Annotated in this window: 10 protein-coding genes; 4 read left to right on the plus strand and 6 right to left on the minus strand. The window is 72.2% G+C overall.

Annotated elements, in window-relative coordinates; genetic code table 11:
• Positions 1-9: 9 nt before the first annotated feature.
• The gene (locus FHS29_RS14935; RefSeq protein ID WP_184691229.1) at positions 10-1,581 is read right to left on the minus strand and encodes a DNA-3-methyladenine glycosylase 2 family protein; all 1,572 of its coding nucleotides are present in this window, start codon (positions 1,579-1,581) and stop codon (positions 10-12) included.
• A gap of 115 nt (positions 1,582-1,696) precedes the next feature.
• A complete protein-coding gene (locus tag FHS29_RS14940) occupies positions 1,697-1,882 on the minus strand; it encodes a hypothetical protein (RefSeq protein WP_184691230.1) in 186 nt (61 codons plus the stop codon).
• A 293-nt stretch (positions 1,883-2,175) separates the two neighbouring features.
• Here FHS29_RS14940 and FHS29_RS14945 point away from each other — a divergent pair, with 293 nt between their 5' ends.
• Complete coding sequence (locus FHS29_RS14945) at positions 2,176-6,231, plus strand: nSTAND1 domain-containing NTPase (protein ID WP_184691231.1); 4,056 nt, start codon at positions 2,176-2,178, stop codon at positions 6,229-6,231.
• 146 nt (positions 6,232-6,377) lie between these two features.
• Positions 6,378-6,905, plus strand: a complete 528-nt coding sequence (locus tag FHS29_RS14950) for a DUF2165 domain-containing protein (protein WP_184691232.1) — start codon at positions 6,378-6,380, stop codon at positions 6,903-6,905.
• A 22-nt stretch (positions 6,906-6,927) separates the two neighbouring features.
• Here the strand turns inward: FHS29_RS14950 and FHS29_RS14955 are convergent, their stop codons facing one another.
• Positions 6,928-8,367, minus strand: coding sequence for a carboxylesterase/lipase family protein (locus FHS29_RS14955; protein WP_246440302.1), 1,440 nt, complete (start codon positions 8,365-8,367; stop codon positions 6,928-6,930).
• 100 nt (positions 8,368-8,467) lie between these two features.
• Complete coding sequence (locus tag FHS29_RS14960; protein WP_184691234.1) at positions 8,468-9,046, minus strand: TetR/AcrR family transcriptional regulator; 579 nt, start codon at positions 9,044-9,046, stop codon at positions 8,468-8,470.
• 72 nt (positions 9,047-9,118) lie between these two features.
• On the opposite strand from FHS29_RS14960, the gene FHS29_RS14965 reads away from it, so the two are divergent.
• A complete protein-coding gene (locus tag FHS29_RS14965; RefSeq protein WP_184691235.1) occupies positions 9,119-9,631 on the plus strand; it encodes an RNA polymerase sigma factor in 513 nt (170 codons plus the stop codon).
• A gap of 713 nt (positions 9,632-10,344) precedes the next feature.
• Entirely contained in the window at positions 10,345-11,238 is an 894-nt protein-coding gene (locus tag FHS29_RS14970; RefSeq protein WP_184691236.1) for a VOC family protein, read from the plus strand.
• Between the two features lie 61 nt (positions 11,239-11,299).
• On the opposite strand, the gene FHS29_RS14975 is transcribed toward FHS29_RS14970, so the two are convergent.
• Positions 11,300-13,672, minus strand: coding sequence for a helix-turn-helix transcriptional regulator (locus tag FHS29_RS14975; protein ID WP_184691237.1), 2,373 nt, complete (start codon positions 13,670-13,672; stop codon positions 11,300-11,302).
• 8 nt (positions 13,673-13,680) lie between these two features.
• Complete coding sequence (locus FHS29_RS14980; RefSeq protein ID WP_184691238.1) at positions 13,681-14,928, minus strand: Hsp70 family protein; 1,248 nt, start codon at positions 14,926-14,928, stop codon at positions 13,681-13,683.
• Between the last annotated feature and the right edge of the window lie 156 nt (positions 14,929-15,084).

Here is a 15,084-nt window from a genome sequence, read left to right on the forward strand (position 1 = left end):
CAGTTCCTTTCAGGCGGGCATCCGGTTGACCGCGTGGTCACCGGTCGCCCAGAGGTGTTGGACGGCGTAGGCGCGCCAAGGGCGCCACGCGCGGGCGCGCTGCACCAGCGCGCCAGGGGTGTCCGGCATGCCGAGGGCACGGGCGGCGACCCGGACGCCGAGGTCGCCGGGGATGAACGCGTCCGGATCCCCCAGCGCCCGCATCGCGATCACCTCGACGGTCCACGGGCCGAACCCGGGCAGCGCCGACAGGTCCGCCCGAGCCTTCGCCCAGTCCGCACCGACCCCCAGGTCCAACGCCCCGGAGGCCAACGCCCGGACCAGCGCGGTGAACGCGACCTTCCGGGCCTGCGGCATCGCCAGCACGGACGGGTCCAGCTCGGCCAGCTCGGCGGCCGTCGGGAACAGGTGCGTCAACCCGTGGTCGCTGATCGGCGTGCCCGCCGCCGCCACGATCCGACCCGCGTGGGTGCGGGCGGCGGCCGTCGACACCTGCTGCCCCAGCACGGCCCGCACGGCGAACTCCGCGGCGTCCACGGTCCCCGGCACGCGACGTCCGGGGTCCTTGTCCACCAGCGGTCTCAGGTCCGAATCGGTCCGCAGCTGCTCGTCCACCGCCATCGGGTCGGCGTCCAGGTCCAGCAGCCGCCGGCACCGCGCGATGGCGATCGACAGGTCCCTCAGGTCCGTCAGCGACAACCGGCACGCCACGTGATCGGGCTGCGGCTGCAACGACACCACGGCATGACCGTGCGGCAGCCGCAGAGTCCGCCGGTACGCCCCATCCCGCCACTCTTCCACGCCCGGCACCGCCGTCGCCGCCAAGTGGCCGAACAGGTTGTCCGGGCACAGCGGAGCCCGGAACGGCAACCGCAACGAGATCGCCGTCCCCAACGCCTTCGCCCCGCCCGCCCCTTCCCCGCTCGCACCCGGCCCGACCACGCCCGGCCCGACCACGCCCCACCCAGCCACCCCGCGCCCGGCCGAACCCCGCGCCCCGCCCCGCACGCCACCCACCGCGCCCCGCCACGCCCGCAGATCCGTGGGGGAGAACGCGAACACGGACCGCACCGTCTCGTTGAAAGCCCGGATGCTGGCGAACCCGGCCGCCATCGCCACCTCGGCCATCGGCAGCGACGTCGTCTCGATCAGCAGCCGCGCGGTCTGCGCCCGCTGCGCACGCGCCAGCGCGAGCGGTCCCGCACCGAGTTCGGCGAGCAGCTGCCGCTCGACCTGCCGCACGCTGTAGCCCAGCCGCGCGGCCAGCCCCGGCACACCTTCGCGGTCCACCACGCCGTCCGCGATCAACCGCATGGCTTTCGCGACCGAGTCCGCGCGGTGGTTCCACAACGGCGAACCGGGACTGGCATCGGGCCGGCACCGTTTGCACGCGCGGAATCCCGCTTGTTGCGCTGCCGCCGCACTCGGGTAGAACCGCATGTTCTCGACCTTGGGCGGCACCACCGGACAACTCGGCCGACAATAGATGCGGGTGGTCAGCACCGCGGTGAAGAACCACCCGTCGAACCGCGCGTCCTTGGACCGCACGGCCCGAACACAACGTTCCGCGTCTTCGTGCACGCCACCCAGCATCGGTCAGCACCAGGCCACTGGCCGGCGGAAATACGACATCAAGGAACACGGCGGACCGGATCGCATCGCGCGGTGCGTGCCCGTCATCGTCACCGGCCCGTTCCTAGGCGGGCAGTGGAGCCGCGAGCCTGGCGAGCAGCACCAGCCGCACCTCGGCCCGATCCCGGCCGTGCGCGTCGAGCACGGTCCGCAGGATCGGGCAGACCCGTGCTTCACCGGGGATACCCCGGTCCTCACGGGCCGTGACCGGAAGCCGGTCGGTCGCGCCCGGCTCAACCACGGTCGGCATGGCACGTCGCCGCGCCGTTCCACCGGCCCGGCCGGCTCGGTGCACATCGCTGAGAAGACCCCCAGGACCTCTCAGCGATGAACGATCTGCCACTCGCGGTAGTTGCCTGCGAAACCACTTTGACCGGTCCCTTCGAACAACCTGACGACGTAAGCGCAACGTCATGGGCAGCTTGGCAGCGCAAGTCGTTAGGGTGGACTGCCGGGTGCCACACCGGTCCACAAACGACCTGTTCACGCGCTCACATCCGGTTTTCCGGTCCGGAAGACCGGACCCGAGGAGGTCAGCCGCGGATGGCTGGTTCTGGTCAGGGGTCGGGGCCCCGTGCCGTTTTCGCGGAGCGGTTCGCGCTGCTCTACGCCGAGGCCGGCGACCCGCCCCTGAAGCGGGTCACCGAGTCGGTCGGCCGCGCCCGGCGCACCGACGAACGGGGCCGCCCGGTCCGGGCCACCGCCCAGCGGGTCAGCGACTGGCGCCGCGGCCGCAACGTGCCCGCCCGGTTCTCGGCACTCTCGGTAGTCCTGGAAGTCCTCATCGGCGAAGCCCGCAAGTCCCGACCCCAGCCGCCGGCCGCCGGGCTGTACGACCTGGACGCGTGGCGCGCGCTGTGGGAGGAGGCCCTCGCCAGCCCGGCGACCGCACCCGAGGACGAGGAGCCGCCGAGCTCCGACGAGATCGGCGTGTGCCCCTATCGCGGATTGGCCGCTTTCCAGGCCGAGGATTCCTCCTGGTTCTTCGGCCGGGAACGCAGCACGGCCGCCCTGGTATCCCGACTCGGCGCCGCGGTGGAAACCGGCGGAATCGTCATGCTGGTCGGCGCGTCGGGTGCCGGTAAATCGTCCCTCGTGCGCGCCGGAATGATCCCGGCCATTCGCGCCGGCGCCTTGGCGGTGGACGGGTCGGAGAACTGGCCGGCCGTTGTGCTCACCCCCGGTGTCGACCCGGTGAAAGAACTGGTGCGGCAGATTCCCGAATTGACCGACCTGCTGGAGGCGTTGGCCGGCCAGGAAGCGGAACAGGCGCCCGACGGCCACGGTCCGGAGTCGTTCCCGGGGCAGACCCCGGTCGGCGTGATGCGGTTCGCGCCGCAAATCCGGGCGGCCTTCGCCGGCTACGCGGCCCGGCACGGCGGCGAGCGGGTGGTCGTCGTCGTGGACCAGTTCGAAGAGGCGTTCACGCTGTGCGGGGACGAGAACCTCGTGCAGACCTTCGTGCAGGTCCTGCACGTGGCGTGCACGCCGGCGGTGCCGGGCGGCGTGGCGCCGGCCCTGGGCGTGCTGGGCGTGCGGGCCGACTTCTACGGCCGCTGCCTGGCGTTCCCGGAGCTGGCCGACGCGTTGCAGGACCGCCAGATGGTGCTCGGCCCGATGACCTCCGCGGAACTGCGCGAAGCCGTGTCGCGCCCGGCCAAGGCCGCCGGCTTGCAGCTGGAACCGGGCCTGATCGAACTCATGCTGCGCGACCTGGGTGTGCGCAGCGGGCGCGCGCAGGGACGGGCGGGCCAGGGCGCGTACGACGCGGGCGCGTTGCCGCTGCTCTCGCACGCCCTGCTGGCCACCTGGCAGCGCCGCACGGCGGGCAAGCTCACCATCTCCGGCTACCGCGCGGCGGGCGGCATCCAGGGCGCGGTCGCCGCCACCGCCGAACGCGCCTGGGCCGACCTCGCGCCGGACGCCCAACTCGCCGCCCGCCCCCTGCTGCTGCGCCTGGTCCGGGTCGGCGAGGACACCCAGGACACCCGCCGCCGCTCCACCCGGCACGAACTGGTCGACCAGGCCGCGAACCGCGCCGCCGGCGAGGAGGCCCTGGAGGTGCTCGCCCGCGCGCGGCTGGTGACGCTGGACTCCGGGTCGGTGGAGATCACCCACGAGGCCCTGCTCCAGGCGTGGCCCCGGCTGCGCAGCTGGATCGACCAGGACCGCGAGGGCCAGTTGCTGCGGCAGCGGCTCGAAGAGGACGCGGCGACCTGGGCCCACCAGGACCGCGACGCGTCCCTGCTGTACCGGGGCGCGCGGCTGGAGACGGCCCGGCACTGGGCCGACGCCGCCGGACCGGGTGGCCTGACCGGCGTGGCGCAGGACTTCCTGGCCGTATCCACCCAGTACCGCAGGCGCGCGCTGTGGGGCAGGCGCAGCGCGGTGGCGGTCGTGGTGGTGCTGGCGATCATCGCGGTCACCGCCGCCGTGCTCGCCGTGCGGCAACGCGACGACGCGGTGTTCCGCCAGGTCGTCGCGGAAGCCGACCGGCTGCTGGAGAGCGACCCGTCGCTGTCCGCCCAGCTCTACCTCGTCGCGCACCGGATGCGCCCCCAGGACAAGGAGGTCTACACCCGCATCCTGTCCACCCAGGGCACCCCGCTGGCCACCCAGCTCGTCGGGCACGAGGGCGCGGTCTACCTGACGTCGTTCTCCCGCGACGGCAACACCCTGGCCACCGCCTCCTACGACGCCACCGTGCGGCTGTGGGACCTGCGCGACCGCGACAACCCCAAGCCGCTCGGTCCACCGCTGCGCGGGCACAAGAGCTGGGTCAGCTCGGCGGTGTTCAGCCCCGACGGCCGCACCCTGGCCACCGCCGGCGACGACGGCACGGTCCGGCTGTGGGACGTCGGCGACCCGAGCCGGCCGCGCGCGCTCGGCCAGCCGCTGGACGGCGACAACGGCACCATCTACCTGGTCGCGTTCACCCCGGACAGCCGGACCCTGGTCACCGCCAACGAGGACCACACCGCCCGGCTGTGGGACGTCAGCACCCCGTCCATGCCGCAACCGCTGGGTGAGCCGCTCGGCCTGCACTCCGGTCAGGTGCGCTCGGTCGCGTTCAGCCCCGACGGCAGGCTGCTCGCGGTCGGCGGCGACGACCGGACGGTGGTCCTGTGGAACGTGGAGGACCGCACCCACCCCCGGCCGATCGGCAGCGCGTTGACCGGGTTCGACGGCATCGTGCGCTCGGTGGCGTTCAGCCCGGACAGCCGCCTGCTGGCCACCGGCAGCGAGGACCGCACCATCCGGCTGTGGGACGTGTCCGACCCGGCTGGCGCCAAGCCGTTGGGCCGCCCGCTGACCGACCACACCGGGGCCGTGTGGTCGGTGGCGTTCAACCGGGACGGCCGCGTGCTCGCCTCGGCGGGCGGCGACGGCACCGCGCGCCTGTGGAACATCACCGACCCGGAACACCCGCTGGCCATCGGCCAACCCCTGACCGGCCGCAACGGCACCATCTACGCGGTGGCGTTCAGCCCGGACGGGTACAGCCTCGCCACCGGCAGCCAGGACACCGCCGTGCGCCTGTGGTCGTTGCCGCGCACCGTCCTGATCGGCCACTCGGCCCGCACGGTCGGCCCGGTCTTCAGCCCTGACGGCAAGCACCTGGTCACCGGCAGCCGCGACCGGACGATCCGGGTGTGGGACCTGGAGAACCCGCGCGACCCGCGCAGCGAGAGCCAGGCGGTGAACGCGGACAAGGCGGGCGTGTGGGGTCTCGCGCTCAGCCCCGACGGCAAGACCCTGGCCGCCGTCAGCGACAAGACGGTGCAGCTGTGGGACCTGTCGACCCCCGGGCAGATCCGGTCGCTGGGCCCGCCGCTGGAGCTGCACACCAGGTACAGCTCACCGGTCGCGTTCAGCCCGGACGGGAAGGTGCTGCTCACCGGGTCCAACGACGATTCGGTGCAGCTGTGGGACATCGGCGACCGGAGCAACCCGCGCAAGTTCGGCAAGCCCCTGGTAGGGCACAGCGGGTACGTGCACTTCGCGTCGTTCACCCCGGACGGGAAGTCCTTGATCACCGGCAGCGCCGACCAGACCGTGCGCCTGTGGAACGTGACCGACCCGATGGCGGCGCAGCCGTTGGGGCAGCCGTTGACCGGGCACGCGGGGGCGGTCCGGGCGGGCGCGATCAGCCGTGACGGCAAGACCCTGGCGACCGCCGGGGACGACAAGACGATCCGGCTGTGGGACCTGGCGACGCCGTCCCGGGTCCGGCAGATCGGCGCTCCGCTGGCCGGGCACGTGGAGGCGGCCGTCGCGGTCGCGTTCAGCCCGGACGGCAAGACCCTGGCCAGCGGCGGCGACGACCGGAACATCCGGCTGTGGGACGTGCACGACCCGCTGCGCCCCGAGGCCCTCGGCCAAGCCCTGACCGGCCACGACTCGGGCTTGCAGGACCTGCGGTTCTCGCCGGACGGCCGGATGATCGTCTCGTCCAGCCTGGACAGCACCATCCGCCTGTGGGACCTCGACCAGCACCAGACCATCACCCGGGTCTGCGCCAAGACGAAGGGCGTGCTGCCCGAGGAGCTGTGGCGCAAACACCTGCCGCAACTGGACTACGAACCCCCCTGCCCCTGACTCACCCGGTACCGCACCCGACCGCGCCGGCCGAGACGGCGTGCGCGCGCGAACCCGAACTGCCACGAGCCGAAAATCGCAGCTCACAGCTCCGGCAGACACTTGTCGTCATGGACTTCGCACAGATTGTGGCTAGGTTCCAGCGCATGCGTCTACTCGGCCGGGCGGGGATCCCGCAGGTGGCGGTCGCGGTGCTCACCGCGATCACCGGTGTTTACATGGGTCTGGTGGTGTTCGGGAACATCACCGACTACGAGACCAACCGCGCGTTCGTCCAGCACGTGTTCGCGATGGACACCACGTTCCAGTCGCCCAACACCATGTACCGCGCCATCACCGACCAGACCGTGGTCACGGTGGCGTACGTGCTGATCATCGCGTGGGAGGCGGTGACCGCGCTCGTCCTGCTGGCCGCGCTGGTCGCCTGGGTGCGAGGTCGGGTCGTGGCCCGCCGGCTGTCGGCGCTGGGGTGGATCATGCAGGTGCTGCTGTTCGGTGGCGGGTTCATCGCCATCGGGGGCGAGTGGTTCCTGATGTGGCAGTCGAAAGACTGGAACGGGCTGACGGCGGCGTTCCAGAACTTCGTGATCGCCGCCGCCGGCCTGATCCTGGTCCACGGGTCCACAGTGGACCGAGTTCCCGTAGCGCCCGTCCAGGAGGACCGGACTCCGTAACACCGCCGAGGTGGTGACCTCCCTACTTGTCCGCCCAGAACTCGAGGCGGTGGGTCTTGGCGTAGTCGACGTTGCCGATGGCGTCCGGGGCGAGTGACTGCACGTGCCCCTCGCGGAAGGTCGGCCAGGTGGGCAGGCCCTCGCCGTTCGGGTTGCCGGAGCGGGCGAAGTTGGTCCAGTAGCGGATCATCCGGTCGCCCAGTGGCCGGTGTTCGCCGTTGCCCGGGAACAGGTAGCCGATGTCGGAGCTGTGCGTGGCCCCGTTCCCGGTGGCATCCGGGTCGGCGAACTCGAACGCGTAGGTCGGGGTGTGCGCGCACAGCAGTCGGTGCTGCCGGAACGTGGCACGTGCCCACACCCGGTCGGTCAGCACCTGCGCCCACGCCAGGTTGGGCGTCGCGAAGTCGGTGAGCGGGTACTCGGCCGCCACCTCGGCGGCACGGTCGCCGAACGCCGACGCGAGCAGGCGCGGGTAGTCGTCGGCGGTGACCGCGCCCCGGAAGATGTCCACGATGCCCCGGTGTTCGTCCTTGGTGGCCCCGGACATCACCGGCACGCGGGCGAACCGGCCCGCCGCCAGGAGGTCCGGTGGCAGTTCGTCGTAGCCGATGGGCTGGAAGATGTTCATCACCTGCGGGTGGTCCAGCAGCTTCTCGCTGGGCAGGGCGCGGAGGCAGGCGAGGTCGTTGCAGCCGAGCTCGCCCGCGACGGTGTGGCCGATGCCCTCGATCTCGGTGCGCTCGCGCCACCCCAGCCACGGCAGCGCGCCCAGGCCCGGGTACCAGCTCTCGGCGGGCAGGTCGACCAGGGCGAACCCGCTGTGCATGATCGCCTTGTCGAACAGGCCTTCCGACGCCGGCGAGACCAGGTGCGCCGCCACGGAGGTCGCGCCGTACGAGACGCCGAACAGCGTCACGTTGCCCAGGTCGCCGCCGAACGCCTCGGCGTTGCGCCGCACCCATTCCAGGGCCGCCCGCTGGTCCTGCAGCCCGAACGTGCCGGAGCCGGGCAGCCCGGGGAGGCCGAAGCCGCCGAACACGCCCATGCGGTAGTTGAACGTCACGACCACGACGTCGCCCTGCACGGCCAGCCGTGAGCCGTCGAAGAAGTGCCCCGCGCCGACCGCGCCGTCACCGTGCACCCAGACCATCACCGGCTTGGGCTTGCTCGTCCCGGTGGGTGTCGTGACGTTGAGGAACAGGCAGTCCTCGTCGGTCGCCTTGGTCTCCGAGTAGGACGACCCGACCTGGGGGCACGGGTTGCCCGGCTTGGTGGCATCCCGCACGCCGTCCCACTTCTCCGGCCGTTGCGGTGCGCTCCACCGCAACTCCCCCTTGGGCGGGGCCGCGTACGGGATGCCCTGGAAGAGGACGTGATCGCCCTTGGCGACCCCTCGCACGTCCCCCGTGGCGGTCCGGACCGTGTCGGACCGTGCTGTGTCGCGTGCTGCGTCGTTCTGCATCGTGCTCCCCCCACACGCCGCCACCGGTGCCGCCATCAGCACCGCACTGACCAATGCCAACGTCCCCCGACGCATCGGTGCACCCCCGTGTCGTTGCCTGTTACGTGTTGTCCGCTCCCGTGGCGAGCTCCACCATCGCCAGCAGTTCGCGCTCGCAGAGGTCGAGATCGAACGCGGCGTCCTCGGCGGCCTGGGCCAGCACCCCGTTGCGGAGGGCGAGCAGGAAGACCGCCATGGTGTCCGCGTCGAACGCCCGGAATTCGCCCGCCCGCTGACCGTCCCGCAGCAGGTCGGCCATCTTGCCGTGGTCGCCGTCCTGGCCTCGGGCGGACACGTGCGGCCGGACCTGCATCAGGGCGACCATCGGCGCGCGGTGGAGTCGCATGAAGCGCAGGTTCGCCGTGAAGAACGCCCGGAGTTCACCGGCCGCCGTCTCGGACCGGTCCAGGAAGCCCATGACGAACTCCGCGAACCGGCGGAGCACCTCCGCGTACACCTCGTCGACCAGCTCCTGCTTGCCCTTGAAGTGGTACGAGATCAGCCCGGTGCTGCTCAGCCCGGCACGCGCGGCGATCTGCTTGAACGAGGTCGCCGCGTACCCCAGCTCGGCCACCGTCTCGATGGCCGCCCCGACGATCTGGGCTCGCCTGGCCTGCTCCGTCACCGACTTTGCTCGCACGAGCAAAAGTTAGCACGAACGAGCAAGCATGTCACCCGTCGGAGATGGTCCCTCCCGAACGACGATGAGGGTGTGAGCGAACCGCGAGCCCGTCCGGACCCGGCGTTCGCGCTGCTGGAGGTCTACGAGGCAGCGCTGCCGCAGGTGTACGGGTACCTGCTGGCCAGGTGCGGCAGCCGGGCGCAGGCGGAGGAGCTGACGTCGGAGACGTTCCTGGCGGCCGTGCAGTCCGCCCGCAACGGCGGCGGCCCCGTCGGCCCGGCGTGGCTGATCGGGATAGCCAGGCACAAACTCGTCGACCACTGGCGCCGCCGCGAGCGGGAGGAACGAGGCCTGCGCCTGATTCACGCGGACCCGGACATCGAGGACCCGTGGGACGAGCACCTGGACGCCTTCCAGGCCCGCGAGGTCCTGGCGACCTTGAGCCCGAACCACCGGTGCGCCCTGACCTTGCGCTACCTGGACGGCCTACCCGTGCCGGAGGTGGCCAAGCTCCTGGGCCGAACCGTCCACGCGACGGAAGCCCTGTTGGTGAGGGCCCGCGCCGCCTTCCGCCGCGCCTACCCCGGAGGCTGCGATGACTGAGCTGACGGGACGAACCACACCGACCCCGCTCAAGCCCCCGACCCCGCCGAAGGTGCTGAAGCTGCGGTGTGAGCCGACCTCACGGGCGGAGGCTGCCCCACTGACCGGAGCCATCCCGCCGACAGCAGTTGTCGCGACGACGTGGGTTGCCGCCCTGCGGGCGCCTCAGCCGACGATGGCCTGCCACGGCGGCATCGCACGCGGTGTCCGAGCCGGCGGGCTCGGTGGGGCGGAACGGGGCAGCCCACTACCTGGCGATGCCGCCGACCTCGATATAGCGCGGAACCGCTGTGACGGCGGCCTCCCCGTTCGCTTCGGCATTCATGGTGCCGTTGGCCTTGGCGATCGTGGCGGCGTCGGCCCTGGCATCGGAGGCACTGGCCTTGGAGGTACCGGCGTTGGAGGCAGTGGCATTGAAGGCACCGGCGTCGGAAGCAGTGGCGGTGTTGCCGGGGCGCGTCGTGTCGAGCCGTGGTGCGGGTGGACTGCTGGGAGTGGGGCGTCGTGCGGGCGGCCAGCCTCAGGCGAGGCATCGTGCAAGCGGCCCCCCTCGGGCGAGGCGTCGTGCGGGCGGGCAGCCTCAGGCGGGACGTCGTATGGGCGGTCTCCTCGGTGTGGCGCGTGCCCTGGTCGAGGGGTGGGGGCACGTGGCGGGTCGGGTTGGTGTGCGTGGTTGAGCGGTGAGGCGGGGTTGAGCGTGGTGGGGGGTTGTGATGGCTGACCCGTTCGATGCCCTTCATCTGCCGCTGCGGCCGGTCGAACCCGAGCAGGGGTTCGCGGACCGGCTTCGGGAACGGCTGGAACGACTGGTCCTTCTTGGAGGCGATGTGACTACGTCCGAGGTGGTTGAGGTGGAGTACTCGGCAATCACTCCTTATCTGGCTTTTCGGGACTCCCGAGCGGCCGTCGAGTTCTACGAAGGGGTGTTCGGGGCCGTCCGGCGAGGTGAGCCGGTGGTGATGCCCGACGGGTCGGTCGGGCACGCCGAGATCGCCATCGGTGACTCGGTGCTGATGCTGGCCGACGAGTCGGTCGAGTACGACCACGTCGCGCCGTCCGCCACCGGGGTGCAGCCGATGCACCGAGTCGAGGTGTCCGACGTGGACGCGGTGGTGGACCGCGCGGTGGAACGGGGTGCCGAGGTGTTGCGGCCCGCCGCCGACACCGGGCACGGGTACAGCGGCACGATCGTTGACCCGTTCGGGTACCGGTGGATGGTGGCCGCACGGAGCCCGCGCGCCGACGCGCCGACGGAGCAGGGCACCCCTCGGGTGCCGCACGGACACGTCGGCTACCACACGCTGGCGGTGCCCGACGACGAAGCCGCCAAGCGGTTCTACGGGGCCGTGCTCGGCTGGCGCTTCCCGCCCGGAGGGGTCGGGCAGGGCTGGGGGATCGAGGGCGCCGGCCTGCCCATGTCCGGGTTGTGGGGCGGCCGGCGGTGGACCGGCTGGAAGCTGATGTACGCCGTCGACGACCTGGCCTCGGCGATGGCGCGGGTGCGCGAGCAAGGAGGCACCGCCGAGGAACCCGAGCAGCAGCCCTACGGCCGCTCGGCGGAGTGCGTGGACAACCAGGGTGTCGAGTTCTGGCTCTGGGAGCAGTGAGGTCATGCATCCATGCTCGAACTGACGTTCGACAAATGCAAGATCACGAATGGGTGATCATCTAGCCGAGGATCTGGCGGAGCTGGTCCAGCAGCTCCGCCCTGCTCGTGCAGCCGAGCCGTTGCCGCATCCGGGCCATGTGGTGCTCCACCGTCTTCGCGGAGATGAACAGCCGGTCGCCCACCTGCTTGTACGTCAGGCCCCCGACGACCAGTTGCGCGACCTCGCGTTCACGGTCGCTCAGCTTCCCCGTCTCCACGGACTCGGCCACCGGTTCGGCGGGCTTGCGCGCCGCCCCCACCGGACGGCCCTGCAGCAACCGCGCGCAGTCCAGCAGCCGCACCATCGCCTGCCGGTCCGACGTCCGGATCGCGGCCTGCCCGGCGAGGCGGGCCGCGTCCCACCACTGCCCGGCCGCGTGCAGCCCGCGCGCGGCGGCCTCCACCTGGTCCGCGTCGACCTTGCCCGCCAACACGTCCAGCCAGCTCTCCGCGGCCGATGACACCAAGGCGCTGTAACGACTGCGCTCGCGGCACGCCGCCAACGCCGCCGCGTGCTCCTCCGCGACCGACGTCTCCTCGGCGATGATCGCCGCGTGGAACCCGCTCCAGTGCAGCGGGACGGCCCACAGCGGCGGATCTCCCAACTGTCGCAACAGGTTCCGGGCCGTCACGAGGTGCGGCGCGAGCCGGTGCTGATCGCGCAACCGGGCCGCCGCAGCCGCGAACTCCCCCAGCGGCAGGAACGTGTACAGGTCCACCGGATGCCGGAGGACCGCCTCGCAAGCCTGCTCCCAGGTCCGCTTCAAGGTCGCCAGGTCACTGTTGCGCCGCGCGACGCCGACCTCCAGCGCCACCGCGAAGATCCAGTCACGCGGCTCCAGCGGGCGTCCCACCTTCCGCAACGCCACCAGCGTCTCCCGCGCCTGCACCAGGTTCCCGTGCACCATCGCGATCCACGCCCGCAGCAACCGGTGCCGCACGGTCATCAGCGCGCCGCCCATCGACGTGGCCAATGCCCGGTCCAGCACCGACTCGGCCACCGACAGCTCACCGCTGTGCAACGCCACCAACGCGGCCAGAGCAGCCGGCGAGTCGGGCAGCAGCACGGCCTGCCCCGCGGGCTCCAACAACCCGCACGCACGGACCAAAGTGGACAGTGCGGCGGTAGAAGACCCGCCGAGTGACTCCAGAACTCCCTGCGCCATCAGCGAAGCGCCACCGTCGAGCATGGTCGGCGGCGCGACCGGCAAGGTCCCGGTGGGCAACCGCCCCGTCCCCACCTGACCGACCATCGCGAACGCCGTGGACGTGGCGCTGGACGACCACCGGTGCAGCTCGGTGCTCCTGGCCAACTGTCCCCGGTGCGCCAGTGCGATCGCCGCGACCTCGGCCGCCGCACCGCGATGCTCCGGGTCTCCGCTGGAGATCACCTGGTCGGCCAACCGCAGCGCCGCGTCCAGATCGCCCGACATCGCCGACGCCGCGGCCTGCCGCACGACGAGGGAGGCGGTTGGCGTCCCCACGGCCGCCAGCAACCGCGCCGACAACGCCGGGTCGGTGGGCAGCGCTTCCCTTGCCGCGGCCTGGAAAGCCGCCGCCACGGCAGGACCGCCGACCCCGGTCCCGAGCAACGGCCGCACCAGGTCCAGCACCGGTCCACCGGACCGCAACTGCAACTCCGCCAACCGCTGCCGCACCGCGATCCGCCGATCGGTCCGGCTCAACGCCGCCACGGCGGTCCGCGCGATCGGCAGCAGAGTCCCGTCCGGAGCCAGCAGCCCGGTGGCGCGGCCGGCCTCGATCACCTCGCCGACCGCGTCGGAGTCCTTGTCCAGCAACGCGCCCAGCAGGTCCAGCCGCAGCGCCGCGCCGGCTTCGGCGGCAAGCAGGAACTTCTGCACGTCCGGCTCCAGCCAGTCCAGGTCCGCCCGGAACGAGGCGACCACCTCGGCGGGCACGTCCTGCGACGTCAGCCCGGCCAGCCTCGACACGAACCGGGGCACTCCCCCGGTCTGCTGGTGCACGAAGTCCGCCAGTCCCCGCCCGGCGGCGGGCAGCACGGCACGAACCTGCTCCCGCGTGAACGCCGAGGGCATCAACGGCGGCCGGACCCGCCCCAGCGACTCGGCCAACGCCGCCAACGCCCGCGACCGCGGCCAGGGCCGATAGGCGACCACGATCCGGGCGTCCCCCTGCTCGACCAGGGAACGAAGGGACCGCAGCTCCGCGTCCCCCAGCAGGTGGGCGTCGTCGACGGTGGTGGCTTCGACCCCGGCCTCCCGGTAGGCCCGCTCGACCTCGCGCAGCACGGTCGTCTTGCCGTACCCGCCGGGCGCGAGCACACCCAGCCGCAGCACGGCTTCCGGCGCGTCGGCGATCTCCGCCAGGACCTGGCGGGCGGACGGGTCCAGCAACGGGCGTTCCGAAGTCATGCGCAGGCTCAACGGCCGTCCTCTGAGGAGTTTCGGGCACGGGACCGCCCGGTCGGCGCCAGGCCGCGCACGACGCGCTTCACCGAGCGCCGTTCCGGCAGGTCCAGCGGGGTGATGTCGATCGGCGGACGCGGTGGCGGCGCGGTGAACTCGTCGTCGGAGAGGGACGACCCCACGGGGAACCGCAGCAACGGGTCGTCGTCCCGCACCAGCACGGACGTCTCGATGGGTTCCGGGTCGTCGGGCCCGAGCAGCAGCTGCCGCCCGGCCGACGCGGCTCCCTTCACCACGGACGTCTCCGGCGCGGCTTCGAACACCACCCGACCGGGCAGCAGGGACGAGATCAACGGGATCCGCGCGCTGCCGCCGACCAACACCGTCGCTTCCAGGGACATCCCGCGCACGACCCGTTCGAACACGGACACGGCCTGCTCGACGGACGGCCGGATCAGCTCCTCGAACCGGGCCCGGCTGAGCGGCACCTCCACCGGGCCGCTCGGCAGGTGCACCGGGATCGCCGTCTCGAACGTCCCGGACAGCACGCGTTTCGCCGCCTCGCAGTCCCGTCGCAGCCGCCCGTACAGCCCGCGGGTGCGCGGGTCCTCCGCGTCGAGCGAGCCGAACTCCCGTCCCAGCGTCGCCCGCACGTGGCCGAACACCAGGTCGTCGAAGTCCGCACCGGCCGCCTGGTCGATTCCGTCCGCCCACGCCACCAGCTCGAACGGCCGCACGACCGCCGCGCTGAACGCGTGGCTGCCGAGGCTGAAGACCCCGACCGGTCCACGCCCGAAGGAGTGGTTCGCCGCGGCGGCAAGGGGTTCGGCGAGCAGCGTGACGTTCTCCAGCCCCACGGCCCGGAGCGCCTGGTGCATCAGGCCCTTGGCGTGCGGGCCCCACCCCGGCGGATGGGCGAGCACGATCTGTGCAGCCGTTTCGCCTTCACGTTCGGCGACCTGCCCCGCGACCCACATCACCATCAGCGCGGTGAGCTCCTCGGCCGCGCACCGCTCGGACCCGAGCACGATCGGCACGTCGTCGCCGACCCGCCGGGCGAACCCGACCGCCGTCCAGCGCGGGTCGCCGGGTTCTCCCACCGCGAACGCGCCGTCGGCGGTGAGCTGCAGGGACGACGCGACACCGCCGCCCGGTCCGCCGAGGCCGACCAGTTCCGGTTCGGCCCGGCCGGCCCCGCCGAGCCGGCACACGGCGGCGGCGGTGCGGGTGGTGCCCACGTCGACCCCGAGGACGTACGGCAACTCGGAGCCTCCTCGCCTCACCTGGTCGGGGTAACGGGTCCAAGTTCGTACACGGGGCTACCGAGCGGTCACAACCCCATCCCCTAACCCCCTAGGGAGTGAACGAGAACCACCCCATCGTGGTTGCGGCATCTACTGGGAGTAATCCCCGATGGC

Source organism: Saccharothrix tamanrassetensis, assembly GCF_014203665.1.
Classification (GTDB): Bacteria; Actinomycetota; Actinomycetes; order Mycobacteriales; family Pseudonocardiaceae; genus Actinosynnema; species Actinosynnema tamanrassetense.

Bases quoted from the DNA above. Each gene is read 5' to 3' on its own strand.
- FHS29_RS14955 (WP_246440302.1), bottom strand. From the start codon at position 8,367: ATGCAGAACGACGCAGCACGCGACACAGCACGGTCCGACACGGTCCGG.
- FHS29_RS14950 (WP_184691232.1), top strand. From the start codon at position 6,378: ATGCGTCTACTCGGCCGGGCGGGGATCCCGCAGGTGGCGGTCGCGGTG.
- FHS29_RS14945 (WP_184691231.1), top strand. From the start codon at position 2,176: ATGGCTGGTTCTGGTCAGGGGTCGGGGCCCCGTGCCGTTTTCGCGGAG.
- FHS29_RS14975 (WP_184691237.1), bottom strand. From the start codon at position 13,672: ATGACTTCGGAACGCCCGTTGCTGGACCCGTCCGCCCGCCAGGTCCTG.
- FHS29_RS14970 (WP_184691236.1), top strand. From the start codon at position 10,345: ATGGCTGACCCGTTCGATGCCCTTCATCTGCCGCTGCGGCCGGTCGAA.
- FHS29_RS14940 (WP_184691230.1), bottom strand. From the start codon at position 1,882: ATGCCGACCGTGGTTGAGCCGGGCGCGACCGACCGGCTTCCGGTCACG.